The following is a 24,145-nucleotide window of genomic DNA, read 5'->3' on the forward strand; positions in this document are numbered from 1 at the left end:
CATATGGCCCCATTGCACCGGTTGCGTGTGTGGCGTGGCGTCAGGTGCGCGCGGCGCACCCTACCGGACCGCCGGGCTTCAGGCGGCCTCGACGCGCACCCACCAGCGGGTCATGTAGCGGGTACGCACGGGCAGGGTGCGGGCCAGCACCCGCAGCAGTTCGTCGGTGTCGGCCAGGCGGAACACGCCGGACAGGCGCAGCCCGGCGACGTCCGGCGCGTAGCCCAGGTGGCCCGGGCGGTAGCGGCCGACTTCCTCGAGGAAGTGGTCCAGGCGCATGTCGCGGGTGACGATCAGGCCGTCGCGCCAGGCGTTCGGCTCCAGCGCCTGGGTCGGCAGCAGATCGGCCTCGCCGCCTGCAATCAGGTAGCGCTGGCCGGCGCCGGCGCTGAGTGGCGGCTCGCCGAAGGCGACGCTGCCCTGGTCGACGCTGAGGCAGGTGCCGGCGTCGCCCAGGCGCAGGCCGAAGCGGCTGTCGGGAGCGGCCTCGAACAGGCCGTCCGGGGTGCGCACGCGCAGCGGCGTCGCGCCGCCCGGGCGGCAGTCGAGGAACAGTTCGCCGCGGCGCAGCACGATCAGGCGCTGTGCGCCGTCCAGCTGCAGGTCGACGGCGCTGTCGGTGTTGAGGTCCAGGGTGCTGCCGTCGCCCAGCGGCAGCCGGCGGCGCTCGCCCACGGCGGTGGCCTGGTCGGCCAGCAGCGGCTGGGCCAGGCCGATGTCGCGGCCCAGCCAGGCGGCGCCGCCGGCCACCGTGGCCAGCGACAGCAGCTTGAGCGCCTGGCGCCGTTGCAGGCGGCGCGCCGAGTTCTCCAGGGTGGCCACGGTGCCGCCGGGCAGGGCGCCGAGGTCGCGGGAGATTTCCCGGTGCAGGCCGCTGATGCGCTGCCAGGCCCGTTCGTGGCGGGCGTCCTGGCGGCGCCAGTGCTCGCATTGCTGGCGCAGGGCGGGGTCGTCGCTGTGCTGCAGGCGCACCAGCCAGTCGATGGCCTGGCGCACGCGCAGCGCCTCAGCGTCGTTGTGCGGGCTGCCGCTCATGTCTCGGCCTCGTCGCCGTAGCGCAGCAGGTAGCAGTGGTACAGCGCCTCGGCCACGTAGCGCTCCACGGAGCGCACCGACACGCCGAGGCGCTCGGCGATCTGCACGTGGGTCAGGCCCTCGCACTGGGCCAGCAGGAAGGCGCTGCGCACCCTCGGCTTGAGGCCGTCGAGCATGCGGGCGATGCGTTCGAGCAGTTCCAGCACCACCTCCCGGGCTTCCGGCGACGGCGCCTCGGCCTCGGGCAGGTGGGCCAGGCTTTCCAGCCAGGCGCGCTGCAGTTCCTCCCGCCGCCAGTGGTCGATCACCAGGCCGCGGGCGACCGTGCGCAGGAACGCCCGCGGCGTGTCGATGGCGCCGAGGTCGCAGCGCTGCATGACGCGCAGGAAGGTGTCCTGGGCGAAGTCCGCGGCATCGGCGGCGTTGCCCAGGCGCGCGCGCAGCCAGGACTTCAGCCAGCCGTGGTGGTCGCTATAGAAGGTATGGAGGGTGTCGCCGGGCATGGGGCACTGCGTTGCATTTGATAATTGCTCGCATTGTCATGGCCGCGGCGGCGCTTTGCAATGCCTGGCGCGTCGCGCAGGGCCGCTCTGGCGGGCGCCCTCGGATTCTCAGGGCTGGAAGGCGCCGATGAAGATGGCCGGGTCGACCCGTGCGTCGTTGAGGCTGACGTTCCAGTGCATGTGCGGGCCGGTGGCGCGTCCGGTGGCGCCGACGCGGCCGACCACGCCGCCGCGCGGCAGCTCCTGGCCGAGCTGCACGTCCACCTTGGACATGTGGCAGAACATGCTGATCAGCCCCTGGCCGTGGTCGACGAACACCGTCTTGCCGTTGAAGAAGTAGTCGCCGATCAGGATCACCTTGCCGGCGGCGGGCGCCTTGATCGGCGTGCCGGCGCCCACGGCGAAGTCCAGCCCGGAGTGCGGGTTGCGCTCCTCGCCGTTGAAGAAGCGGCGCAGGCCGAAGGGCGAGGACAGCGGGCCATTGACCGGCTTGTCGAACAGCAGGTTGCTCGGCTGGCGCGGGCTGAACTGGCGGTAGGCGGCGGTCTGCTCGGCCAGCTCGCGTTCGATGCGGGCCAGGTTCTTCGGGCTCGGGTTGACCTGTTCCTTGTTCTTCAGGGTGATGCGCTGCTCGCGGTAGTGCTTGGCGCCGACGCTGAAGCTCAGGCTGCGGCCGTCGGCCTCCAGGCGCTGCTCGCCGGGCTTGACCGTGAGCGGGATGCCGACGATGGCGATCCAGTGCGCGCCGTCCTCGCGCACCACCAGCACCGGCTTGCCCTGGTAGCGCGCCTGGGGCGCCTGGGCGCCGTCGCCCAGGTCGAGCACCGCCACGCCGCCGGGCACCGGCTTGTTCAGCAGGCGGGTGATGAAGCCCTCGGCGTGGGCGGGGAGGGCGAGGCACAACAGCAGGGCGAGGATCGGGCGCACGGGTTAGTCCAGCAGCGAGAGGGTGACCGGGGCGAGGTGATTGTCCTCGACGCGTACGTCCAGCTCGCCCTCGCCGAGGCGCGCCTTGAGGCGCTGGCCGGGGTGGGTCTGGGCGGCGGCGCGCACGGCCTGGCCGCGTTCGTCGAGGAGGATGCTGTAGCCGCGGCCGAGGGTGGCCAGCGGGCTGACGATGTTGAGGGTCTGGGCCAGGTTGCCCAGCCGCTGCCGGCGTTCGCGCAGCAGGGCGTGGGTGGCGCGCGGCAGGCGCTCGGCCAGGCTGTCCAGGCGCTGGCGCAGCAGGGCCAGGGTGCGCCCCGGGTGCTGGGCGGCCAGGCGGCCCTCCAGGCGGGCGAGGCGGTCGTGGCGGCCGGCGGCCTGCTGGGCGAAGGCGCGGCGCAGGCGCAGGTCGAGGTCGTCCAGGCGCTGGGCCTGCTGGCGCAGGCGCTCGCCGGGGTGGCGCAGGCGCCGGGCCAGGCCGTCTAGGCGCAGCAGGTCGCGCTGCAGGCGCTGGCGCAGGGACAGCTGCAGGCGCCGGGCGAGGCTGTCCAGGCGGTGCTGCAGGTCGGAGCTGTCCGGGGCCAGCAGCTCGGCGGCGGCCGACGGCGTGGGCGCGCGCACGTCGGCGACGAAGTCGCTGATCGACACGTCGGTCTCGTGGCCCACGGCGCTGACGATGGGCGTGGCGCAGGCGGCCACGGCGCGGGCCACGGCTTCCTCGTTGAAGCACCAGAGGTCTTCCAGCGAGCCGCCGCCACGGGCCAGGATCAGCGCGTCGAAGCCCTGCGCATCGGCTAGCTGCAGGGCGCGGACGATCTGCCCGGTGGCCTCGCGGCCCTGTACGGCGGTGGGGACCAGGGTCAGCTCCACCTGCGGCGCGCGGCGGCGGAACACGCTGATGATGTCGCGGATCACCGCGCCGGTCGGCGAGCTGACGATGCCGATGCGCCGCGGATGGGTGGGCAGGGCACGCTTGCTCTCGGCGGCGAATAGGCCCTCGCCGGCGAGTTTCTCCTTGAGCGCCTCGAAGGCCAGGCGCAGGGCGCCGTCGCCGGCCGGCTCGACGGTGTCGAGGATCAGCTGGTAGTCGCCGCGCCCCTCGAACAGCGAGACCTTGCCGCGTACCTTCACCGCCAGGCCGTCACGCAGCGCCTGGCGGACCCGCGCGGCGTTCTGCCGGAACAGCGCGCAGCGCACCTGGGCCTGGCTGTCCTTGAGGGTGAAGTAGATGTGGCCGGAGGCCGGGCGGGCGAGGTTGGAGATCTCGCCTTCCACCCACACCTGGGCGAACACGTCCTCCAGCAGCAGGCGGGCGCGGTTGTTGAGCTGGCTGACGCTGAGGGCCTCGCGGTCGAGGCCGAGGCGGGCGAAGGGATCGGTGAGCATGGCCGGCATCATAGTGGCTTTGCCGGTCGCGGTCATGGGCCCCGCTGGCCGGGGAGGCCGCGGCGGCGTCATAATGAGAGCGATTCCTGTTTGTTCGCGAGTGTGATGGTGCGCATTTCCCCCGATGTTCTGTTGTCCTTCCTGGCCGGCGATGGCCTGGGCGTCGAATACCAGCCGATCCTGCGCGTCGCCGACGGCGAGCCGGTGGCCTATGAGGCGCTGGCGCGCTTCCACCACGCGCGGGTCGGCTACCTGTCGCCGGACCAGGTGTTCCGCCAGCTGCACGACAGCCCGCTGAGCCTGTTCCAGCTCGAACTGCTGATCAAGCGCCTGCAGCTGGAGGCCTGCCCGGCGGAGCTGCCGGTGTTCCTCAACATCGATCAGGACGCCTTCGAGGTGTTCCTCGGCGAGGCCCGCCACCCTATGGTCGAGCTGCTGCTGGCGCACCGCCTGGCGGTGGTGGAGATCATCGAGAACAGCTCGGTGGCCGATGCCCGAGTCAGCATCGCCATGCAGCAGGCCTTCGGCGGCGCCGGCATCCCCATCGCCCTGGACGACCTCGGCGCCCACGACAGCCTGGTGTCGTTCGACGTGCTGCTCGGCGTGCAGTACCTCAAGCTGGCCCGGGACTGGCTGTCGCGGCTGTCCAGCCCGGCGTCCATGGCGCTGCTGCGCGGTATCCTGGCGTTCGCCCGCGAGGCCGGCAAGACCGTGATCCTCGAAGGCGTGGAGGACGAGGCCCAGCTGCGCTGGGCGCGCGAACAGGGCATCGATTGCGTACAGGGCTTCCTGTTCCGCGAGCGCTTCATCCGCCACTGGGCCGGCGAGGCGCCGGCCGCGCCGCTGGAGCACTGCGCATGAGCGAGCGCCAGCTGATTCTGGTGCCGCGCCTGTCGCGGGTGCCGGACCACGAATACTGGGCGCGCAAGCTGCTCGACTGGCTGGTGCGCCAGGGCATCGTCGCGGCGCTCCCCACTACCTGCGGCCGTGGCCGGGGTGGCATGGCCTACGCCATTGGCGAGGGCGCGCGGCGGGTGGCGCTGCACCCGGAGCGGCTGCCCTACGGCCAGCCCTGCAACGGCCTGGAGATCGTCACCCGGCGCTGCATCTACACGCCGACCCACGACTTCCACGAGGAAGCCGGCTGCCCGGAGTGCCGCCAGGAGATCGGCGAGGCCTTCTTCGAGAGCCTGGACGAGTGGACGCCCGGCGACACCGACAACTTCACCTGCCCCGAATGCGGCCACGAAGACGAGGTCAACGGCTTCCTGTTCCTCCAGCCGTGCGCGTTCTCCAACCTGGGCTTCATCTTCAACGGCTGGGCCGAGGCGGGCTTCGCGCCGGCCTTCCTGGAGGCGTTCGCCGAGCGGGCGGGGTTCCCTGTCGCCCAGGTCGTCGTCGATCCCTGAGCGGCGTCAGCCCGCCGCCAGAGCGTCGCGGAAGTGGCGGACGAACCCCTGCACCAGCGCCGAGTCGTCCTGCCGGCAGGCGAGGGCGATGCTGGTTTCGCAGGCCGCGTCGGCCAGGGGCACCAGGCTGACGCCGGGTGGCGCGATGGCGCTCATGCTCTGCGGCAGCAGGGCGATGCCGAAGCCGGTCTGGATCAGTTGCAGCTGGGTGGTCTTGCGCGACACCACCCGCGCCGCCTTCGGGTAGAAACCGGCGCGCGTGCACAGCTCGGCCGCCCGGTAGCTGAGGCCGCCGCGCTGCGGATGGGGAATGGAGATGAACGGCTCGTCCACCAGCTGGGCGAGGCGCACCGATGCCGCCGCGGCCAGCGGGTGGTGGCTGGCGACGGCCAGCAGCATGGGCTCGTCGAGCAGCCGGTGCAGCACCACGCCGTCGTGCTGGCGCAGCACCGGCAGGCGCAGCAGGCCGATGTCCAGGCGTCGCTCGGCCAGCTCCTGCAGCTGGATTTCCGAAGACTGCTGGGCGATCTCCATGCGCACGCCGGGGTGCTCGGCGAGGTAGCCGGCCAGCGCCTCCATCAGCGCGCCGCTCAGCGGCACGGTGCTGGAGTGGTTGAGGCGCAGGGTGCCGCGTTGGCCGAGGCCGATCTCCCGGCTTTCCTGGCTGGCCCGTTCCAGCTCCAGCAGCAGGCCGCGCGCCCGCGGGTAGAAGGCCGCGCCGGCGTCGCTGAGCAGCGGCTGCCGCGCGGTGCGCACGAACAGGGCGGTGCCCATCTGTGCCTCCAGCTCCTTGATCTGCCGGCTCAGGGCCGACTGGGCGACGAACAGGCGCTCGGCGGCGGCGCTGAAACTGCCGCTTTCGACGATGGCGACGAAGTAGCGCAACTGGCGGGTGGAGATCATCTGTCATGCCTTTTCGAGATGGCTTGGTGATTCTAAACATATTGGTCGGCATGGCTGGGCTGGCGCTAGAGTGCCGGCGTCGTTGTGCAAGAAGGATGTCGCTCGATGGAGCTCGCCGCGCTGTTCGCCTCGCTGCCGTTTTCGCCCGTCGACTGGCTGGCGATCCTGCTGGGCATCGTCGCCGCCTACGTGGTGTTCGGTATTGCCGGCTTCGGCACGGCGCTGGTGGCGGGGCCGGTGCTGCTGCACTTCCTGCCGCTGTCGACCATCATCCCGCTGCTGGTGCTGCTGGATTTCGTCGCCGCCTTCGGCAACCTGCTGCCATCGCGGCGCGACGTGGCGCGGGCCGAGCTGCTGCGCCTGCTGCCGTGCATGGCGCTGGGCTGCGCGCTGGGCGTGACCTTCCTGCTCAATCTGAAGTCCGACGTGCTGCTGCTGGCGATGGGCCTGTTCGTCACCGCCTACGCCCTGTACAGCCTCGCGGTGCGCGTGCGCCCGGCCCGCCTGGCGGCCGCCTGGGCGGTGCCGGCCGGCACGGTGGGCGGGCTGTTCGGTGCGCTGTTCGGCAGTGGTGGCTTCCTTTACGCGCTCTATCTCAACGCGCGGCTGGCGGACAAGCAGCAGGCGCGTGCCACCCAGAGCGCGCTGATCAGTTGCAGCGCGCTGCTGCGGCTGAGTCTGTTCCTCGTCGCGGGCGTCTACGCCGACCTGAAGATGCTGGCGCTGGCCGCCTGCCTGTTGCCGCCCATGGCCCTGGGCCTGTGGTGCGGTCGGCGGCTGACCCTGAACATGTCGCGCGAAGCCTTCGTGCGGTTGGTGACCTGGCTGGTGCTGGCCAGTGGCCTGGGCCTGATCGGGCGCTACCTGAGCGGCGCCTAGCGGATTTTTCCGCGCACGTCCGCATTGAGCGCGGCGCCTGGGCTGGGTATAATGCCGCGCTTCTTATTTTTCCCTCCCGGGAGCCCCGCCATGCTGCGCATCAGCCAAGAAGCACTCACCTTCGACGACGTTCTGCTCATCCCCGGTTACTCCGAAGTCCTGCCCAAGGACGTCAGCCTCAAGACCCGCCTGACCCGAGGCATCGAGCTGAACATCCCGCTGCTGTCCGCCGCCATGGATACCGTCACCGAAGCCCGCCTGGCCATCGCCATGGCCCAGGAAGGCGGCATCGGCATCATCCACAAGAACATGACCATCGAGCAGCAGGCCACCGAGGTGCGCAAGGTCAAGCGCTACGAGTCCGGCGTGGTCAAGGACCCGATCACCATCGACGCCGACGCCAGCGTGGGCGACCTGTTCGACCTGACCCGCCAGCACAACATCTCCGGCGTGCCGGTGCTGTACAACGGCGACCTGATCGGCATCGTCACCTCCCGCGACGTGCGCTTCGAGACCAACATGAGCGCCCGGGTGCGCGACGTGATGACGCCGAAGGAGCGCCTGGTCACCGTCAAGGAAGGCGAGGACAAGGATGCCGTGCGCAAGCTGCTGCACAAGCACCGCATCGAGCGCGTGCTGATCGTCGATGACCAGTACCGCCTCAAGGGCATGATGACCGTCAACGACATCGAGAAGGCCAAGGCCTACCCGCTGGCCAGCAAGGACGACCAGGGCCGCCTGCGCGTGGGCGCCGCGGTCGGCACCGGCGCCGACACCGGCGACCGGGTCGCCGCGCTGGTCGCCGCCGGCGTCGACGTGATCATCGTCGACACCGCCCACGGCCACTCCAAGGGCGTGATCGACCGCGTGCGCTGGGTCAAGCAGAACTTCCCGGACGTCCAGGTGATCGGCGGCAACATCGCCACCGGCGAGGCCGCCAAGGCGCTGGTCGAGGCCGGCGCCGACGGCGTCAAGGTCGGCATCGGCCCGGGCTCCATCTGCACCACCCGCATCGTCGCCGGCGTCGGCGTGCCGCAGATCAGCGCGGTGGCCAACGTCGCCGCCGCCCTGGCCGGCACCGGCGTGCCGCTGGTCGCCGATGGCGGCATCCGCTTCTCCGGCGACCTGTCCAAGGCCATCGTCGCCGGCGCCTCCGCGGTGATGATCGGCTCCATGCTGGCCGGCACCGAGGAAGCCCCGGGCGAGGTCGAGCTGTTCCAGGGCCGTTCCTACAAGGCCTACCGCGGCATGGGCTCGCTGGGCGCGATGGCCCAGGCCCAGGGTTCCTCCGACCGCTACTTCCAGGACTCCTCGGCCGGCGCCGAGAAGCTGGTGCCGGAAGGTATCGAGGGCCGCGTGCCGTACAAGGGCGCGATGAGCGCCATCGTCCACCAGCTGATGGGCGGCCTGCGCGCCTCCATGGGCTACACCGGCTGCGCCACCGTCGACGAGATGCGCACCAAGCCGGAGTTCGTGCGCATCACCGGCGCCGGCATGGCCGAGTCCCATGTGCACGACGTGCAGATCACCAAAGAAGCCCCGAACTATCGCGTGGGTTAATCCACTGCAATGAATCGACACGGGGCTGACTGATCAGCCCCGTGTCATTTGTGACTTCCGCTACGAGAGACGGCCATGGCCCACGACATTCACGCCCACCGCATCCTCATCCTCGACTTCGGCTCCCAGTACACCCAGCTGATCGCCCGCCGTGTGCGCGAGATCGGCGTGTACTGCGAGATCCATCCGTTCGACATGACCGACGCCGACATCCGTGCCTTCGCCCCGCGCGGCATCATCCTCGCCGGCGGCCCGGAGTCGGTGCACGAGGCCGACAGCCCGCGCGCGCCGCAGGCGGTGTTCGAGCTGAACGTGCCGCTGTTCGGCATCTGCTACGGCATGCAGACCATGGCCGAGCAGCTCGGCGGCAAGGTGGAAGGCTCCGACCTGCGCGAGTTCGGCTACGCCCGCGTCGACGTGGTCGGCAAGGCCCGCCTGCTCGACGGCATCGAGGACCACGTGGACACCGACGGCGTGCTCGGTCTCGACGTGTGGATGAGCCACGGCGACAAGGTCACCGCGCTGCCGGCCGGCTTCCACATCCTGGCCAGCACCCCGAGCTGCCCGATCGCCGCGATGGCCGACGACAGCCGCGCCTACTACGGCGTGCAGTTCCACCCGGAAGTGACCCACACCAAGCAGGGCGGTCGCATCCTCTCCCGCTTCATCCTCGACATCTGCGGCTGCGAGGCCCTGTGGACCCCGGCCAACATCGTCGAGGACGCCATCGCCACCGTGCGTGCCCAGGTGGGTTCGAGCAAGGTGCTGCTGGGCCTGTCCGGCGGCGTCGACTCCTCGGTGGTCGCCGCGCTGCTGCACAAGGCCATCGGCGACCAGCTGACCTGCGTGTTCGTCGACAACGGCCTGCTGCGCCACCAGGAAGGCGACCAGGTGATGGCCATGTTCGCCGAGAACATGGGCGTCAAGGTGATCCGCGCCAACGCCGAGGACAAGTTCCTCGGCCGCCTGGCCGGCGTCGCCGACCCGGAAGAGAAGCGCAAGATCATCGGTCGTACCTTCATCGAGGTGTTCGACGAGGAAGCCACCCGGCTGCAGGACGTGAAGTTCCTGGCCCAGGGCACCATCTACCCGGACGTGATCGAGTCGGCCGGCGCCAAGACCGGCAAGGCCCACGTGATCAAGAGCCACCACAACGTCGGCGGCCTGCCGGAGGACATGCAGTTCTCCCTGGTCGAGCCGCTGCGCGAGCTGTTCAAGGACGAAGTGCGCAAGATCGGCCTGGAACTGGGCCTGCCCTACGACATGGTCTACCGCCACCCCTTCCCGGGCCCGGGCCTGGGCGTGCGCATCCTCGGCGAGGTGAAGAAGGAATACGCCGACCTGCTGCGCCTGGCCGACCACATCTTCATCGAGGAACTGCGCAACTTCGACTGGTACCACAAGACCAGCCAGGCCTTCGTGGTGTTCCAGCCGGTGAAATCGGTCGGCGTGGTCGGCGACGGCCGCCGCTACGCCTGGGTTGTCGCCCTGCGCGCGGTGGAAACCATCGACTTCATGACCGCCCGCTGGGCGCACCTGCCCTACGAGCTGCTGGAGAAGGTCTCCAACCGCATCATCAACGAGATATCCGGCATCTCCCGCGTCACCTACGACGTGTCGAGCAAGCCGCCGGCGACCATCGAGTGGGAATGATTCCGCGTCTGGCACAGCCAGGCACCTGATGGCATGAAATGCCGCTAAGCCCGCGTAATTGCGGGCTTTTTTTTGTTTGTGTTTGGCACGATCTGGCAACGGGAGGAAGCGCCAAGCACCGTTTGAGCATGGCATTAAAGCTGGTATTATGGTTTGGCGATGCCATGATTGATGCCGATACCATGCTGCGTTCTTTTGTGTGTTCATGGTATTAATATTCTATAAGTTACTGTTTCGTAAGAAAAAATACGATAAATTCGAGATTTTTTCAGCATGGTATCGGAGACGAAGAAGGACAAGGTACATGCTGACCGATACCAAGCTGCGCAATCTCAAGCCCAGGGACAAACTCTACAAAGTGAATGACCGGGAAGGTCTCTATGTGGCAGTGACTCCAGCCGGCTCCATCTCGTTCCGTTACAACTACTCAATCAACGGTCGGCAGGAGACCATCACCTTTGGGCGTTATGGTGTCGGTGGCATCACCCTGGCCGAAGCCCGCGAGCTGTTGGGTGACGCCAAGAAGATGGTTGCGGCGGGCAAGTCGCCGGCCAAGGAGAAAGCCCGAGACAAGGCGCGGGTGAAAGATGCAGAGACGTTCGGTGCCTGGGCGGAGAAGTGGCTGCGTGGCTACCAGATGGCCGACTCCACCCGCGATATGCGCCGCTCGGTTTATGAGCGTGAGCTGAAGCCGAAATTCAGCAATCAGAAGCTGGTGGAGATCACCCACGAAGACTTGCGGGCGCTGGCTGATGCCATTGTTGAGCGAGGCGCACCGGCCACCGCCGTTCATGTGCGTGAAATCGTGTTGCAGGTATTTCGCTGGGCCATCGAGCGTGGGCAGAAGGTCGAAAACCCGGCAGAACTGGTGCGCCCAACAAGCATCGCTCGATTCGAGCCACGTGACCGAGCGTTGACGCCAGAAGAAATTGGGCTGATGTACCAGTACATGGAGCGAGTGGGCACAAGCCCAACAAACCGTGCGGCGGCCAAGCTGTTATTGCTGACGATGGTGCGCAAGAGCGAGCTGACCAATGCGACCTGGAGCGAGATCAATTTCAGCGAAGCGTTGTGGACGATTCCAAAGGAGCGGATGAAACGCCGTAACCCGCACCTGGTATTTCTGTCCCAGCAGGCTCTGGATATTTTCATTGCCATGAAAACCTTTGCCGGTGGTTCCGACTTCGTTTTGCCATCACGGTACGACTCGGATGCGCCGATGAGCGCTGCCACACTTAACCAGGTGCTGACGCTGACTTACAAGGCGGCGCAGAAAGATGGGAAGTCACTTACCAAGTTCGGACCGCATGATTTGCGGCGCACAGCCAGCACGCTGTTGCATGAGGCCGGCTACAACACCGACTGGATCGAGAAGTGCCTGGCGCACGAGCAGAAGGGCGTGAGGGCTGTCTACAACAAGGCTGAGTACCGCGAGCAGCGGGCGGCGATGTTGCAGGATTGGGCCGATATGATTGATGAGTGGACTTCGGGAGGCAGTAAGGGTTGATGTTTTTGCTATCTTTGATAGCATTGAAGTTGATGCCGTGAATTTATAAATAAGGCCGCCATTGGCATCGGGCAGGTCAATTACCGATTAGCTGCTTCGCGCAGCTACTCGATGAATAGCAACTATTCATTTGAGAGGTATTGACCCATGCAAAATATAAAGACCCTCATCAACAGGAAGAAGCTCCTGGAGATGATCCCGCTTTCGACACGAACAATTTATAACCTGGAGCAGCGAGGGGATTTTCCACGCCGTATCGCGTTAACCAGTAGAAATGTCGCCTGGGATTTGTCAGAGGTCGAAGAGTGGATTGAGGCACGTAAATCATCGGGTGATCAAGCTGCGCGACCTGGCCCTATAGAGGGCTAGTTATATGGCTCTTGATCTTATGGCGGCTTTCACGGAATTGCCGCCACCCATTGATTATGTTCTGCCTAATATGGTTGCTGGCACTGTTGGTGCTCTTGTGTCGCCTGGTGGGGCTGGTAAATCCATGTTGGCCCTTCAATTGGCTGCACAGATTGCAGGCGGGCCTGATTTACTTGAAATAGGCGAGTTTCCCACCGGGCAAGTGGTCTATCTGCCTGCTGAAGATCCACCGGCCGCTATTCACCATCGTCTGCACGCCCTTGGGGCACACCTCAGCGCAGCGGAACGGCAAGCCGTGGCTGATGGTTTGCTCATTGAACCCTTGATCGGTAAATGCCCAAACATCATGGCTGCTAGCTGGTTCGATGCTCTCAAACGAGCCGCTGAAGGTCGTCGCTTGATGATCTTGGACACTTTGCGGCGCTTCCACATTGAGGAGGAGAACGCTAGCGGGCCGATGGCGCAGGTTGTTGGGCACATGGAGGCCATAGCCGCTGATACAGGCTGCTCCATTGTGTTTCTGCACCACGCGAGTAAAAGCGCAGCCATGATGGGGTCGGGCGATCAACAGCAGGCCAGTCGTGGATCGTCCGTACTGGTTGATAACATCCGTTGGCAATCGTACCTATCCGGCATGACGCAAGGCGAGGCCGAGATACTGGGGGTCGATGATTGTCAGCGTGGGTATTTTGTCCGCTTTGGCGTCAGCAAGGCCAACTATGGCGCACCTTTTCAAGAACTCTGGTTTAGACGGCACGACGGCGGCGTGTTGAAGCCTGCTGTACTGGAGCGGCAGTGCAAGGTGAAAAGGAGACAGCGTGAAGAAGCCTAAGCATGACCTGACCCACGTCCGACATGATCCCGCGCACTGTTTGGCACCTGGCCTGTTCCGCAGCCTCAAGCGTGGCGATCGCAAACGCTGCAAGCTGGACGTGACCTACACCTTTGGCGAGGACGAATCCATGCGTTTCGTCGGATTCGAACCTCTCGGGGCCGATGATATGCGTCTTTTGCAAGGCATCGTGGCCCTTGGCGGCCCGAACGGCATCTTGCTAACCCCGGAACCGACCAGTGAGACGGGGCGACAGCTACGGCTATTCCTTGAACCCCGTTTCGAAGCCATTGAGCAAGACGGCTTGGTGGTTCGTGAGAGCCTGACCAAACTGCTCTCAGAAACGGGCATGACGGATAGCGGCGACAACATCAAGGCGCTCAAAGCCAGCCTGCTGCGCATGTCGAACGTCACCATCCTTGTGACGAAGGGACGGCGGCAAGCCGCGTTCCACCTGATGAGTCATGCTTTTGACGAGACGGACGGCAGGCTATGGGTTGCCCTGAATCCGCGTATTGCCGAAGCGATCCTGGGGCATCGTCCATATGCCCGTATCGACATGGCGGAAGTGCGGGTGCTACAGACTGATCCGGCACGGCTGATGCACCAACGGCTATGCGGCTGGATCGACCCCGGCAAATCCGGGCGCGTGGAACTGGACACGCTTTGCGGCTATGTCTGGCCAGATGAAGCCAATGCCGAAGCTATGAAAAAACGCCGTCAGACTGCCCGGAAGGCACTGGCCGAACTTGCCGCCGTGGGTTGGGTAGTGAACGAATACGCCAAGGGAAAATGGGAGATCAAGAGGCCTGGCCCCACGGCAACTGCACCCGTTTACCGTCGTAACGTTCCCTTGTTACCGTCGTAACGCTCCCCTTCTGCCGTCGTAACGTTCCCCGTCCCAATTTGGAAAACCCAGACGGTGCGCTGCTTTGCGGGCAGTTTGGGAAATCCATCCAAGATTATCTAAAGATAATCCATCATGCGCGGTGCAGCTCGCGCCTTGAGGGCGCGTTCTGACCTTGCCAATAAAGCCCTGGCGGGCTTTATCAATCGGCCATAGGCCGATGGTTTAACGCCAAGAAGAGAAGGCGGCTTCAGTGGCCGCTGAAACGCCTTGTGAGAGGGGAAAACAACCCGGAGTCCCTTATTCCATGAGCTGAAGCAGAATCTGCGTCTAACGGTGCTGGAGGGCCGCTGTGTGCACTTGTAGTTATCTGTACTGAAACCTTGGCTCGAAACGTGAAATGGCTAAGCAGTGCCCATTCGTTCGGTAAGAATAATAAGAAGATTATTATTCTTATTATTACCAAGCAGGAATGAGCCGTGTGTGTTGGACGCCCATAACCAGTAACCTGCGTGAAGGTGTCAACATCAGGAAAGGTTGCCCCTCAAGTATCAATACGTCGCCTTAGTGGTATGACGGGAGGGGAGGCAAATTTCTTGTGTTCATTGACACTTGAGGGGCGGGTTATGCCCTTCTTTTTTGGCGTCCAACTCGCCCCATCGGGGCGAATGGTTTGTGTCGATTGTTGGCATTTTAGGTTCCGATTTAAAGCCGATTGAGCAGCGATTTTGAAGCGACTATGTCGATTGCAGGCCGATTTGGTGACGATTACGGTTATGTTGCCAAGAATCGGTGTTTGTTTGACGATAAAACGCTTTACGTTCGATATGCGCTAGATTTTCAATAGTGGGTGAAATGCGGGCAGGATGGGTGAAGTTAGCTAACCGGCAAGCCGGTTATCTATCTTCACTGTCCCTTATTCGCGCCGGGGGCACTCAACGGGAATCCTGCCCTGCGGGGCTGATCGGCTACCGCCGGTTGCAAGAGTATAGGTCTTGCTATTTTTAATATCTTTGATAGCATGGTTGTCGGGTACACCAAAAGGGTATTGATATGGCAAATGTGCTTATCAGGAATTTACCCGCCGAGGTGCACCGTGCGTTGAAAGTTCGAGCAGCGCTCAACGATAGGAGCACCGACGCGGAAATACGCGAAATACTGACGGCGGCAGTACAGCCGCTAGAGCTTGAAGAGATTGGCCGGGAAGTTGGCTTGTCCGAAAGCGATAAAAAAACAGAGTAGTTTTACGTTTGTAAGTCCGGGCCTCAGCGCCAAGGGCAATACCGATCAGCTAGTGGCGTAGCTCTTCGATGAAACGTTGCCGAGAACAAGCACAACGCTTGGTCAAGGCAATGCCTTCTTTTCATCGACGGAGTACGACCATGAAGTCCAAAATTTTAGCGGCTAAAAAAACCGCTCTAGCCGTTGCACTCGCAACCGGCTTTATCACCACTACCACCGCCCCTGTGCAAGCTGGTATCCCCGTCATCGACGGCGGCAACCTGGCCCAGAACATCATGACGGCCATCGAGTCGGTGGCGCAGACGCTCAAGCAGATTGAGCAGTACCAGACCCAGTTGCAGCAGTACGAAAATCAGCTCCAGAACACGATGGCCCCAGCCGCGTATATCTGGGATCAGGCGCAGACTACGATCAACCGGCTGATTGCCGCGCAAAACACGCTGGCCTATTACGAGAACCAGCTAGGCAGCCTGGATCGTTACCTGGCCAAGTTTCAGGACGTGGCCTATTACCGCAGCTCGCCATGCTTCAACGGCAGCGGCGGATGCACGCCGGCCGAAAAGGCAGCGATGGAAGAGAACCGCCGCCTGGCGTCAGAGTCGCAAAAGAAGGCCAACGATGCCCTGTTCCAGACCGTTGCCGACCAGCAAAAGGCTTTGAAGGATGACGCCCGTACCCTGGAGCGGCTGCAAGGCGCGGCCCAGGGTGCAACTGGCCAGCTACAGGCCATCGGCTACGCCAACCAGCTCGCCAGCCAGCAGGCCAATCAGCTCTTGCAGATTCGCACCATGTTGACCGCCCAACACAACGCGGAGGCAGCCCGGATTGCAGCAGAACTCGATGCCGAGGCGCGAGGTGATGCCAGGGCCGAGCAAATGCGTACCTGGACGTTTCGCCCGAGTCCGGCAGACAACTACTAGGGAGGCGGTGAGATGAAAAAAATCTTTTTTACTACCGCGGCTACGTTGCTGTTGTTGGCTGGATGTGAACAGGAAAGGATGCCCGAACCAAATGCGGCGACGTGTGCCCCCGATGCGTTCCAGGCAGCACTGAATGAAATGCGCAGCGAAGCGAACCGAGAGGCCTTTACCGAGGAATGCAGAGCATTCCAGAAGGCCAAGCAGATGCGTCAGTGGGAGTTCAAGCCCAGCCCTAAAGATGATTATTGAGGTGGTCGCCATGAGAAAGAAAATTGCTCTAGGTGGCTTGATGATGGTCGCCACAATGGTGCTGGCTGAACCTGCAATGGCGCAGGAGCTAAGTAGCAGCGGTGTTATGAATGATGTGCTCAAGCGTTTTCATGATGCTGCCGCAACATGGGGGCCAGCTATTGAGTCCGCTGCATCGCGTTTGTTCTGGACGCTGGTTGTGATTTCGATGGTCTGGACATTCGGCATGATGGCTTTGCGCAAGGCCGACATTGGCGAGTTCTTCGCGGAGTTCGTTCGCTTCACGATCTTCACCGGCTTTTTCTGGTGGTTGCTGACGAATGCGAACCAGGGCATGAATATCGCCGGTACGATTGTTCAGTCATTGCAAACTCTGGGCGCGCAGGCGGGGGGACTTTCCAATAGCAATCTTGGGCCCTCCAGCATCCTTGATCTTGGTTTCGAGTTATACAACCGCACAGTACAGGCCACCTCGGAGCTGGGATGGCGGCAGATGGCAACTGCTCTGGTCATGGAGCTAATGGCCCTGGCTGTTTTGTTTGTCCTGGCGTTGATTGCGGTCAACCTGTTGCTGTTGCTCGCATCAGCCTGGATTCTGTTGTATGCCGGTGTGTTCTTCCTTGGCTTTGGTGGAAGTCGTTGGACTTCCGACATGGCGATCAATTACTACAAGACCGTGCTGGGCCTGGCCGCACAGCTTATGGCAATGGTGCTTCTGGTTGCGATTGGCAAAGAGTTCATCAATCACTACTACACGCAAATCAGCGAGAACATGGCATCCCAGGAACTGGCCGTGATGTTGGTTATATCGGTCATCTTGCTTTTCTTGGTCAACAAAGTTCCGCCGATGATTTCTGGTCTTGTGTCTGGTGGTGGTATTGGCGCAGCCGGTGGAATTGGAAACTTCGGTGCGGGTGCGGCAGTTGGGGCGGCGGTGACGGCGGCCAGTATGGCAACTGGCGGCGCTGCCCTGGCAGGTAAAGCGGTTATGGGTGCCGCAGCCGGTGCAGCCGGAGGTGCAAGTGCACTCCAAGCGGCTTTTCAGAAAGCATCAGCGAGTATGGAAACCGGCGGTGACATGTCCAGCATGGGGTCAGTTGTCAGCAGTGGCGGAAACGGTGGTGGTGAAGCGGGTACTGCTGGCAGTAGCCCATTCGCCCAAGCGGCTGGCTTTGGTGACAGCGGCAGTAGCTCAAGCGGTGGCGGCTTTGCCAAGGCCGCGAAGCTGGCCACAGGCACGGCCTCCGAGTTAGCCAAGGGTGTCGGCTCTCAAGTGAAGCAGGGATTCCAGGAGCGAGTGAGCGAAACCACAGGCGGAAAACTGGCTGCTTCGATACGCGAAAGCATGGAGCCGAAAGAAGCAAGCCAATCTGGCCAGTTCGAGGGCAATAGCTTGGGCGCCGATTCTGGCCCAGATAGTAACGAAGTCAGGAGTTAGCACGATGACGACATCAACATACATGGCCGCATTGGCGGCCCTGGATGAAGCGCCAAGGGAAGAAGTCAGCCAGGTATTTATTTCGCCGCTGGGTGATCAATCGACCGAGGTCGATGCAGAGACAGAAACAGCCGCTTTTGTATCACGGCCAGACCCTATGAGAGAGAGCGAAACTAAGCCGATAAGTATTGAGGTTAATGGCGGCAGGAATGAGCGGTCAGCATTCGCGGAGGCGGCGGGGCTGTACCTGTAGGCGCACCGGGCTGGCCACAACCAGCCCGGCACTTTCAATCAACACCTACTGGAGAGGTGAATTATGACAACACAACATATTATCGAACCAGGGCAAGCAGTGCATCAAGCAGCGGCTATTCTTTCTTCTTTGGAGTACATCAACCAAGCGGAAGCGCGGAGCCTTGGGCCATTGGCCGAAGCCGTCGCTAATGCTTTTATGGTGGTGTACTACCAAGCTGAAACGGGCCGGGCGACACAGGCTGATTTTCAAGAAGCAATGAACGCCTTGCGCCAAGCGTGCAGCTAATGACGAAAGGGCGGCCACTCGAACTGGCCGCCTTTTTCAATCTTCACTGTTTGGCCATTCCCGACCCACAGACGGCGCATCCATCCATTCGCGTTCCTCCGGCGGCAGCGGGTAAGCCCCGGATGCTTCCGCGTCGGCCAGTAGTTCGGCCAGTGTGTAGCGCACCCGACCAGTGGAAACGGCGCGGGCCGTGTCGGCCTTCTCATGCAGCCTGTTCTCTAGGTTCTTTGGGTCTGTCATCGGGCGACCTCAGCAAGCATGGATACTAGGTGTTCCAGGTCAGTGATCGAATGCGCCAGGAAGCGGCCGGCGCGGCAATCTGCAATCATTTCCTCAGTTTTTTCCTACTCATGTTCAACCTCGTTCGTACCAGCTCTTCGAGCGATTCACCACGCGCACGACCAGCAGCATCACCGGCACTTCGACCAGGACGCCGACCACGGTTGCCAATGCAGCGCCGGAGTGCAGACCGAACAAGCTGATGGCGGCCGCCACGGCCAGCTCGAAGAAGTTGCTGGCACCGATCAGGGCCGAAGGACAGGCGACAGAGTGCTTTTCCCCCGCCCGCTTGTTCAGCCAGTAGGCTAACCCGGAATTGAAGAACACTTGAATCAAGATCGGCACGGCTAGCATGGCGATCACTAACGGCTGCCGGATGATGGCCTCGCCCTGGAAGGCGAACAGTAGAACCAACGTCAGCAGCAGCGCGGCCATCGACCACGGCCCGATCTTCTGCATGGCCCGTTCAAAGGCGGCCTGTCCTTGCTTGAGCAGATGCCGCCGCAAGAGCTGCGCCAGGATCACCGGCACGATGATGTAGAGCACGACCGAAATCAGCAGCGTGTCCCAAGGCACCGAGATCGAGGACATGCCCAGCAGCAGGCCGACGATGGGCGCGAAGGCCACGATCATGATGGCGTCGTTCAGAGCCACTTGCGAGAGCGTGAAAAGCGGGTCGCCGTTGGTAAGGCGGCTCCACACGAACACCATTGCCGTGCAGGGCGCGGCGGCCAGCAAGATCAAGCCCGCGATGTAGCTGTCCAGTTGATCGGCCGGCAGGAACGGAGCGAACACTTGTCGGATGAACAGCCACCCCAGCAGGGCCATCGAGAATGGCTTGACGGCCCAATTCACGAACAGCGTGACGCCGATGCCGCGCCAATGCTCTTTGACCTGGTGCAGCGCCCCGAAGTCGATCTTGACCAGCATCGGGACGATCATTACCCAAATCAGCAGGCCCACCGGCAAATTGACCTGGGCCACTTCCATGCGGCCTATGGCCTGGAACACGTCAGGAAGGCCCTGGCCGAGCGCAACACCGGCGACGATGCACAGGGCCACCCACAGCGTCAGGTAACGCTCGAAGCCGCTCATCGGGGCCTGGCGCGGCTTCGCGGCGATGGCCTGTGCGCCGGCGCTCATGCTTCCTGCTCGGTCTTGCCGATGTTCGCCAGCTCGCGCTTGATGGCCGTCTGGTCAAGCATTTTGAGAGGCAGATTCACGAACAGGCGGACGCGGTTCATCATGTGCCGGAAGGTTTGTTCGAAGGCCCGGCGCTTCTCGGCGTCAGTGCCTTCGACGGCGGCCGGGTCTTCAAATCCCCAATGCGCCGAGATCGGCTGACCAGGCCACACCGGACACATTTCGCCGGCGGCGTTGTCGCAGACGGTGATGATGAAGTCCATCTTCGGTGCGTCGGGCGTGGCGTACTCGTCCCAGCTCTTGCTGCGCAGATTCTCGGTCGGGTAATTCACCGACTCCACCTTTTCGACGGCGAAGGGATTGACCTTGCCGGTTGGGTGACTGCCGGCGCTGTAGGCGCGGAAGCGCCCTTGCCCCATCGTGTTGATGAGAGCTTCGGCCATGATGCTGCGCGCCGAATTGCCGGTGCAGAGGATGAGGACGTTATAGATTCTTTCGGTCATGATGTTTCGCTTTCTGGTAGTGGCTGGGGAGCAATGGCGATGGATGAAAGATCGGTGGCCTCGTCGATGACGTGGCCGGCCGCTTTCCGTTCGGAATAGCGGTCTGTCAGTGCTTCACGGTGCGGCCGTACCAGCGCCGTGAAGCGCACCAGTTCTTCCATCACATCGGCTATTCGGTCGTAGTACGGCGAGGGCTTCATGCGGCCCGCCGCGTCGAACTCTTGGAACGCTTTGGCGATACTCGACTGGTTCGGAATGGTGAACATTCGCATCCAGCGGCCGAGCAGACGCAAGGTGTTCACGGCGTTGAAGCTCTGCGAGCCGCCGGATACCTGCATCACGGCCAGGGTGCGGCCTTGGGTCGGCCGGATGCCGGCCATTTCAAGCGGCAGATGGTCAATCTGCGCCTTCATGACACTGGTAATCTGACCGTGGCGTTCCGGGCTGCACCAGACTTGTCCCTCTGACCACTCGGACAGGGCGCGCAGCTCCTTGACGGCCGGGTGATCGTCGCTTTGCACTTGATCGGGCAACGGCAAATCGGACGGGTCGAAGATGCGTGTTTCTGCGCCAAAGAATTGCAGCAGCCGGGCCGCTTCCTCGACGGCCAGCCGTGAGAACGAGCGGGCGCGCAGCGAGCCATACAGCAGCAGGATACGCACCGGCGGGGCGTCGGGTGCCAGCCCGAGCGCCGGGCGCTCGATGGCAAAGGATTTGTCCAAAGCGGGCAAAGAATCGGGGTCGGAAAGATGGCGAAGTCTCATGCCAACACCTTCCCGGCTTCCGTGGTGCAAGACAGGTTGCACACCTGGCCGCCGCAGCAGTTTTCCGTGAGAAAGGCCACCAGGTTAGTGGCCGTCGAAAAGTTCGCCTCGTAGATCACAAATCGGCCTTCTTGCCGCGACGTGACCATGCCGGCGTGTGCCAGCTCTTTCAGGTGGAAGGATAGCGAAGACGGCGGGATGCCGGCCGCTTCGCTGATTTTTCCGGCGGCCATGCCGGCGGGGCCGGCCTGGACGAGAAGCCGGAACACCGCGAGGCGCGATTCTTGAGCGATGGCCGCCAGGGCGGCTACAGCATTTATCGTTTCCATGTTTCAATAATAGTCGAAATATGGAGTGTGCTCAATAGCTCATTTAAGCTGTAAAAATGAGCTAGGCGCATTTAGATCGATATGTGATAAATTGGCCTGCCAGTTTAAGATGGGTGCATTTGAGTATGCCCAAAGGAGCCCGCAAGTATGCGCAGGACGAAGCCAGTAGCCGCGCCGATGGTGGCGCGGGTCTATCTGCGCGTCAGCACCGACGCGCAGGACTTGGAACGCCAAGAGGCGATCACTACGGCCGCGAAGGCCGCCGGCTACTACGTCGCCGGCATCTACCGTGAGAAGGCATCCGGCGCACGCGCCGACCGGCCTGAGCTGCTGCGCATGATCGGCGACCTACAGCCCGGCGAGGTGGTCATTGCCGAGAAGATCGACCGCATCAGCCGCCTACCTTTGCCCGAGGCCGAGCGCCTGGTGGCCTCGATACAGGCCAAAGGCGCACGCCTGGCCGTCCCTGGCGTGGTCGATCTATCCGACCTGGCGGCCGAGGCCCAGGGCGTCGCCAAGATCGTGCTGGAAGCCGTGCAGATCATGCTTTTTCGCCTGGCCTTGCAGATGGCCCGCGACGACTACGAGGACAGGCGCGAACGCCAGCGCCAAGGCATTGAGTTGGCCCGCCAGGCCGGGCGGTACAAGGGCCGCCGTGCTGATCCGAAGCGCCGCGCCCAAGTTGTCGCGCTGCGCAAGTCCGGCTACAGCATCAACAAGACCGCCGAGCTGGCCGGGTACAGTGCGGCCCAGGTGAAACGGATATGGGCCGAGGTCAGCCAGGCCGAAGCGAAGCAGCACGGCGCGTTCGTGGAGGACGCATTGACGGAAGCCGATGCCCTGGCCGCTGTCGGCCAGGATGAGCGCCAGGAGGAAAGGGCATGAAGAAGCCGAACCAAGACGACGAGCCGTTTTTCATCACCGAGGAGATTGCGGCCGAAATGATCGCCGGCGGCTATGAGTTCGAGCTGCCGCCCATTCCTTGCACCATCCGCCTACGCGACGTGCTGGAGCGCATGACCGATGCTGAGCTAGCATTGCAGCCGGGCGAGATCGCCGACCAGGAGCGTGAACGCTGCCGGCGCAAGCCGTGTTCAACCTCATGATCTGGTCATGGTATTTTTCATGGCACTGAGCCTGATAGTTCTTGCAAATTGTTGTCACTAAAGGGTTTTGTGTGCTTGTTTACAATCGAGTGGGAGTGACGGGCACTGGCTGGCAATGTCTAGCAACGGCAGGCATTTCGGCTGAGGGTAAAAGAACTTTCCGCTAAGCGATAGACTGTATGTAAACACAGTATTGCAAGGACGCGGAACATGCCTCATGTGGCGGCCAGGACGGCCAGCCGGGATCGGGATACTGGTCGTTACCAGAGCCACCGACCCGAGCAAACCCTTCTCTATCAGATCGTTGACGAGTATTACCCGGCATTCGCTGCGCTTATGGCAGAGCAGGGAAAGGAATTGCCGGGCTATGTGCAACGGGAATTTGAAGAATTTCTCCAATGCGGGCGGCTGGAGCATGGCTTTCTACGGGTTCGCTGCGAGTCTTGCCACGCCGAGCACCTGGTCGCTTTCAGCTGTAAGCGTCGCGGTTTCTGCCCGAGCTGTGGGGCGCGGCGGATGGCCGAAAGTGCCGCCTTGCTGGTTGATGAAGTACTGCCTGAACAACCCATGCGTCAGTGGGTGTTGAGCTTCCCGTTTCAGCTGCGTTTCCTGTTTGCCAGCCGGCCCGAGATCATGGGGTGGGTGCTGGGCATCGTTTACCGCGTCATTGCCACGCACCTGGTCAAGAAAGCGGGCCATACCCACCAAGTGGCCAAGACGGGCGCGGTCACCCTGATCCAGCGTTTTGGATCGGCGCTCAATCTGAATGTTCACTTCCACATGCTGTTTCTCGACGGTGTGTATGTCGAGCAATCCCACGGCTCAGCGCGTTTCCGCTGGGTCAAGGCGCCGACCAGCCCAGAGCTCACCCAGCTGACGCACACCATCGCCCACCGGGTGGGTCGCTATCTGGAACGGCAAGGCCTGCTGGAACGGGATGTCGAAAACAGCTATCTGGCCTCGGATGCGGTGGATGACGACCCGATGACACCCCTGCTGGGGCACTCGATCACTTACCGTATCGCTGTCGGTTCACAGGCGGGGCGAAAGGTGTTCACTTTGCAAACTCTGCCGACCAGTGGTGATCCGTTCGGTGACGGGATTGGCAAGGTAGCCGGGTCCAGCCTGCACGCCGGCGTGGCGGCCAGGGCCGATGAACGCAAGAAGCTCGAACGGCTGTGCCGGTACATCAGCCGCCCGGCGGTATCCGAGAAGCGGCTGTCGTTAACACGAGGCGGCAACGTGCGCTACCAGCTCAAGACGCCGTACCGGGACGGCACCACGCACGTCATTTTCGAACCATTGGATTTCATTGCAAGGCTGGCCGCCCTGGTACCGAAGCCCAGAGTCAACCTAACCCGCTTCCACGGGGTGTTCGCACCCAACAGTCGGCACCGGGCGTTGGTCACGCCGGCAAAACGGGGCAGGGGCAACAAGGTCAGGGTGGCTGATGAACCGGCAACACCAGCACAACGGCGAGCGTCGATGACATGGGCGCAACGGCTCAAGCGTGTTTTCAATATCGACATCGAGACCTGCAGCGGCTGCGGCGGCGCCATGAAAGTCATCGCCTGCATTGAAGACCCTATAGTGATCAAGCAGATCCTTGATCACCTGAAGCACAAAGCCGAAACCAGCGGGACCAGGGCGTTACCCGAAAGCCGGGCGCCACCGGCTGAGCTGCTCCTGGGTCTGTTTGACTGACGAGCCTGAAGGCCAACGATACCAATCAAAATGCTGCGTTCACAGCGCCGCGGCAGGGATCCGCCGTGCTGGTTGTCGGAAAAGGAGCCGCTAGTGGGAAAGAGGAGGGTAAATTTTCAG

Annotated in this window: 28 protein-coding genes; 18 read left to right on the forward strand and 10 right to left on the reverse strand. The window is 63.1% G+C overall.

Features of this window, described 5'->3' with window-relative positions:
- Positions 1-78: 78 nt before the first annotated feature.
- From N7640_RS01010 to xseA, 4 genes are all read right to left on the reverse strand, one after another.
- Positions 79-1,035 carry a FecR family protein gene (locus N7640_RS01010; RefSeq protein WP_279903150.1) on the reverse strand — a complete coding sequence of 319 codons (957 nt, stop codon included), beginning with the start codon at positions 1,033-1,035 and terminating at the stop codon, positions 79-81.
- Positions 1,032-1,538, reverse strand: coding sequence for a sigma-70 family RNA polymerase sigma factor (locus N7640_RS01015; protein WP_279903149.1), 507 nt, complete (start codon positions 1,536-1,538; stop codon positions 1,032-1,034). Before N7640_RS01015 ends, N7640_RS01010 begins: the two co-directional genes overlap by 4 nt.
- 108 nt (positions 1,539-1,646) lie before the next feature.
- Positions 1,647-2,465 (reverse strand): peptidoglycan DD-metalloendopeptidase family protein, encoded by an 819-nt coding sequence (locus N7640_RS01020; protein WP_279903148.1) that lies wholly within the window; start codon positions 2,463-2,465, stop codon positions 1,647-1,649.
- Positions 2,466-2,468: 3 nt separating this feature from the next.
- A complete protein-coding gene (gene xseA, locus N7640_RS01025; RefSeq protein WP_279903147.1) occupies positions 2,469-3,848 on the reverse strand; it encodes an exodeoxyribonuclease VII large subunit in 1,380 nt (459 codons plus the stop codon).
- A gap of 105 nt (positions 3,849-3,953) precedes the next feature.
- On the opposite strand from xseA, the gene N7640_RS01030 reads away from it, so the two are divergent.
- Both N7640_RS01030 and N7640_RS01035 read left to right on the forward strand, forming a co-directional pair.
- Positions 3,954-4,709: an EAL domain-containing protein gene (locus tag N7640_RS01030; protein WP_279903146.1), complete on the forward strand. Its 756-nt coding sequence runs from the start codon at positions 3,954-3,956 to the stop codon at positions 4,707-4,709.
- Positions 4,706-5,257 carry a sugar ABC transporter ATPase gene (locus N7640_RS01035; RefSeq protein ID WP_279903145.1) on the forward strand — a complete coding sequence of 184 codons (552 nt, stop codon included), beginning with the start codon at positions 4,706-4,708 and terminating at the stop codon, positions 5,255-5,257. Before N7640_RS01030 ends, N7640_RS01035 begins: the two co-directional genes overlap by 4 nt.
- 6 nt (positions 5,258-5,263) lie before the next feature.
- Here the strand turns inward: N7640_RS01035 and N7640_RS01040 are convergent, their stop codons facing one another.
- Positions 5,264-6,160: a LysR substrate-binding domain-containing protein gene (locus tag N7640_RS01040; RefSeq protein WP_279903144.1), complete on the reverse strand. Its 897-nt coding sequence runs from the start codon at positions 6,158-6,160 to the stop codon at positions 5,264-5,266.
- Between the two features lie 120 nt (positions 6,161-6,280).
- On the opposite strand from N7640_RS01040, the gene N7640_RS01045 reads away from it, so the two are divergent.
- The 13 genes from N7640_RS01045 (at position 6,281) to N7640_RS01105 (ending at position 18,197) form a co-directional block, all read left to right on the forward strand.
- Positions 6,281-7,039, forward strand: coding sequence for a sulfite exporter TauE/SafE family protein (locus N7640_RS01045; protein ID WP_279903347.1), 759 nt, complete (start codon positions 6,281-6,283; stop codon positions 7,037-7,039).
- Between the two features lie 90 nt (positions 7,040-7,129).
- Positions 7,130-8,599 carry an IMP dehydrogenase gene (guaB, locus tag N7640_RS01050; protein ID WP_279903143.1) on the forward strand — a complete coding sequence of 490 codons (1,470 nt, stop codon included), beginning with the start codon at positions 7,130-7,132 and terminating at the stop codon, positions 8,597-8,599.
- Positions 8,600-8,674: 75 nt separating this feature from the next.
- Complete coding sequence (gene guaA, locus N7640_RS01055; protein WP_220815476.1) at positions 8,675-10,252, forward strand: glutamine-hydrolyzing GMP synthase; 1,578 nt, start codon at positions 8,675-8,677, stop codon at positions 10,250-10,252.
- A 304-nt stretch (positions 10,253-10,556) separates the two neighbouring features.
- Positions 10,557-11,759, forward strand: coding sequence for a site-specific integrase (locus N7640_RS01060; RefSeq protein ID WP_000954590.1), 1,203 nt, complete (start codon positions 10,557-10,559; stop codon positions 11,757-11,759).
- Between the two features lie 147 nt (positions 11,760-11,906).
- Positions 11,907-12,128, forward strand: a complete 222-nt coding sequence (locus tag N7640_RS01065; protein WP_001179606.1) for an AlpA family phage regulatory protein — start codon at positions 11,907-11,909, stop codon at positions 12,126-12,128.
- Positions 12,129-12,132: 4 nt separating this feature from the next.
- Positions 12,133-12,960, forward strand: coding sequence for a helicase RepA family protein (locus tag N7640_RS01070; RefSeq protein WP_001162384.1), 828 nt, complete (start codon positions 12,133-12,135; stop codon positions 12,958-12,960).
- Complete coding sequence (gene repC, locus N7640_RS01075; RefSeq protein ID WP_000743064.1) at positions 12,947-13,828, forward strand: replication protein C, IncQ-type; 882 nt, start codon at positions 12,947-12,949, stop codon at positions 13,826-13,828. The genes N7640_RS01070 and repC overlap by 14 nt, the downstream gene beginning before the upstream one ends.
- 1,032 nt (positions 13,829-14,860) lie before the next feature.
- Positions 14,861-15,049 carry a stabilization protein gene (locus N7640_RS01080; protein ID WP_000024442.1) on the forward strand — a complete coding sequence of 63 codons (189 nt, stop codon included), beginning with the start codon at positions 14,861-14,863 and terminating at the stop codon, positions 15,047-15,049.
- Positions 15,050-15,189: 140 nt separating this feature from the next.
- Entirely contained in the window at positions 15,190-15,969 is a 780-nt protein-coding gene (trbJ, locus tag N7640_RS01085) for a P-type conjugative transfer protein TrbJ (RefSeq protein ID WP_000836966.1), read from the forward strand.
- A gap of 12 nt (positions 15,970-15,981) precedes the next feature.
- Positions 15,982-16,218: an entry exclusion lipoprotein TrbK gene (gene trbK, locus N7640_RS01090; protein ID WP_000718002.1), complete on the forward strand. Its 237-nt coding sequence runs from the start codon at positions 15,982-15,984 to the stop codon at positions 16,216-16,218.
- A gap of 10 nt (positions 16,219-16,228) precedes the next feature.
- Complete coding sequence (gene trbL, locus N7640_RS01095; RefSeq protein ID WP_001405816.1) at positions 16,229-17,656, forward strand: P-type conjugative transfer protein TrbL; 1,428 nt, start codon at positions 16,229-16,231, stop codon at positions 17,654-17,656.
- Positions 17,657-17,660: 4 nt separating this feature from the next.
- Positions 17,661-17,909 carry a hypothetical protein gene (locus N7640_RS01100; protein ID WP_000213809.1) on the forward strand — a complete coding sequence of 83 codons (249 nt, stop codon included), beginning with the start codon at positions 17,661-17,663 and terminating at the stop codon, positions 17,907-17,909.
- 63 nt (positions 17,910-17,972) lie between these two features.
- Positions 17,973-18,197 (forward strand): type I toxin-antitoxin system ptaRNA1 family toxin, encoded by a 225-nt coding sequence (locus N7640_RS01105; RefSeq protein ID WP_000211355.1) that lies wholly within the window; start codon positions 17,973-17,975, stop codon positions 18,195-18,197.
- Positions 18,198-18,233: 36 nt separating this feature from the next.
- Here N7640_RS01105 and N7640_RS25515 read toward each other — a convergent pair whose 3' ends face one another.
- From N7640_RS25515 to N7640_RS01125, 5 genes are all read right to left on the reverse strand, one after another.
- Entirely contained in the window at positions 18,234-18,437 is a 204-nt protein-coding gene (locus tag N7640_RS25515; RefSeq protein ID WP_057729319.1) for a hypothetical protein, read from the reverse strand.
- A 114-nt stretch (positions 18,438-18,551) separates the two neighbouring features.
- On the reverse strand, positions 18,552-19,619 hold the full coding sequence (gene arsB, locus N7640_RS01110) for an ACR3 family arsenite efflux transporter (RefSeq protein WP_001272375.1): 1,068 nt from the start codon (positions 19,617-19,619) through the stop codon (positions 18,552-18,554).
- Positions 19,616-20,122: an arsenate reductase ArsC gene (locus N7640_RS01115; protein ID WP_000140066.1), complete on the reverse strand. Its 507-nt coding sequence runs from the start codon at positions 20,120-20,122 to the stop codon at positions 19,616-19,618. Before N7640_RS01115 ends, arsB begins: the two co-directional genes overlap by 4 nt.
- A complete protein-coding gene (gene arsH, locus N7640_RS01120) occupies positions 20,119-20,886 on the reverse strand; it encodes an arsenical resistance protein ArsH (RefSeq protein WP_001239389.1) in 768 nt (255 codons plus the stop codon). The genes N7640_RS01115 and arsH overlap by 4 nt, the downstream gene beginning before the upstream one ends.
- The gene (locus tag N7640_RS01125) at positions 20,883-21,215 is read right to left on the reverse strand and encodes a metalloregulator ArsR/SmtB family transcription factor (protein WP_000447876.1); all 333 of its coding nucleotides are present in this window, start codon (positions 21,213-21,215) and stop codon (positions 20,883-20,885) included. The genes arsH and N7640_RS01125 overlap by 4 nt, the downstream gene beginning before the upstream one ends.
- 147 nt (positions 21,216-21,362) lie before the next feature.
- Between N7640_RS01125 and N7640_RS01130 the strand changes: the two genes are divergently transcribed.
- From N7640_RS01130 to N7640_RS01140, 3 genes are all read left to right on the forward strand, one after another.
- Positions 21,363-22,100, forward strand: coding sequence for a recombinase family protein (locus N7640_RS01130; RefSeq protein WP_001366550.1), 738 nt, complete (start codon positions 21,363-21,365; stop codon positions 22,098-22,100).
- On the forward strand, positions 22,097-22,321 hold the full coding sequence (locus N7640_RS01135; RefSeq protein WP_000743213.1) for a hypothetical protein: 225 nt from the start codon (positions 22,097-22,099) through the stop codon (positions 22,319-22,321). The genes N7640_RS01130 and N7640_RS01135 overlap by 4 nt, the downstream gene beginning before the upstream one ends.
- 210 nt (positions 22,322-22,531) lie before the next feature.
- Positions 22,532-24,025 (forward strand): IS91-like element ISVsa3 family transposase, encoded by a 1,494-nt coding sequence (locus tag N7640_RS01140; protein ID WP_001120888.1) that lies wholly within the window; start codon positions 22,532-22,534, stop codon positions 24,023-24,025.
- Positions 24,026-24,145 lie beyond the last annotated feature (120 nt).

It is taken from the genome of Pseudomonas sp. GD04015, assembly GCF_029837675.1.
Lineage (GTDB): Bacteria > Pseudomonadota > Gammaproteobacteria > Pseudomonadales > Pseudomonadaceae > Aquipseudomonas > Aquipseudomonas paralcaligenes.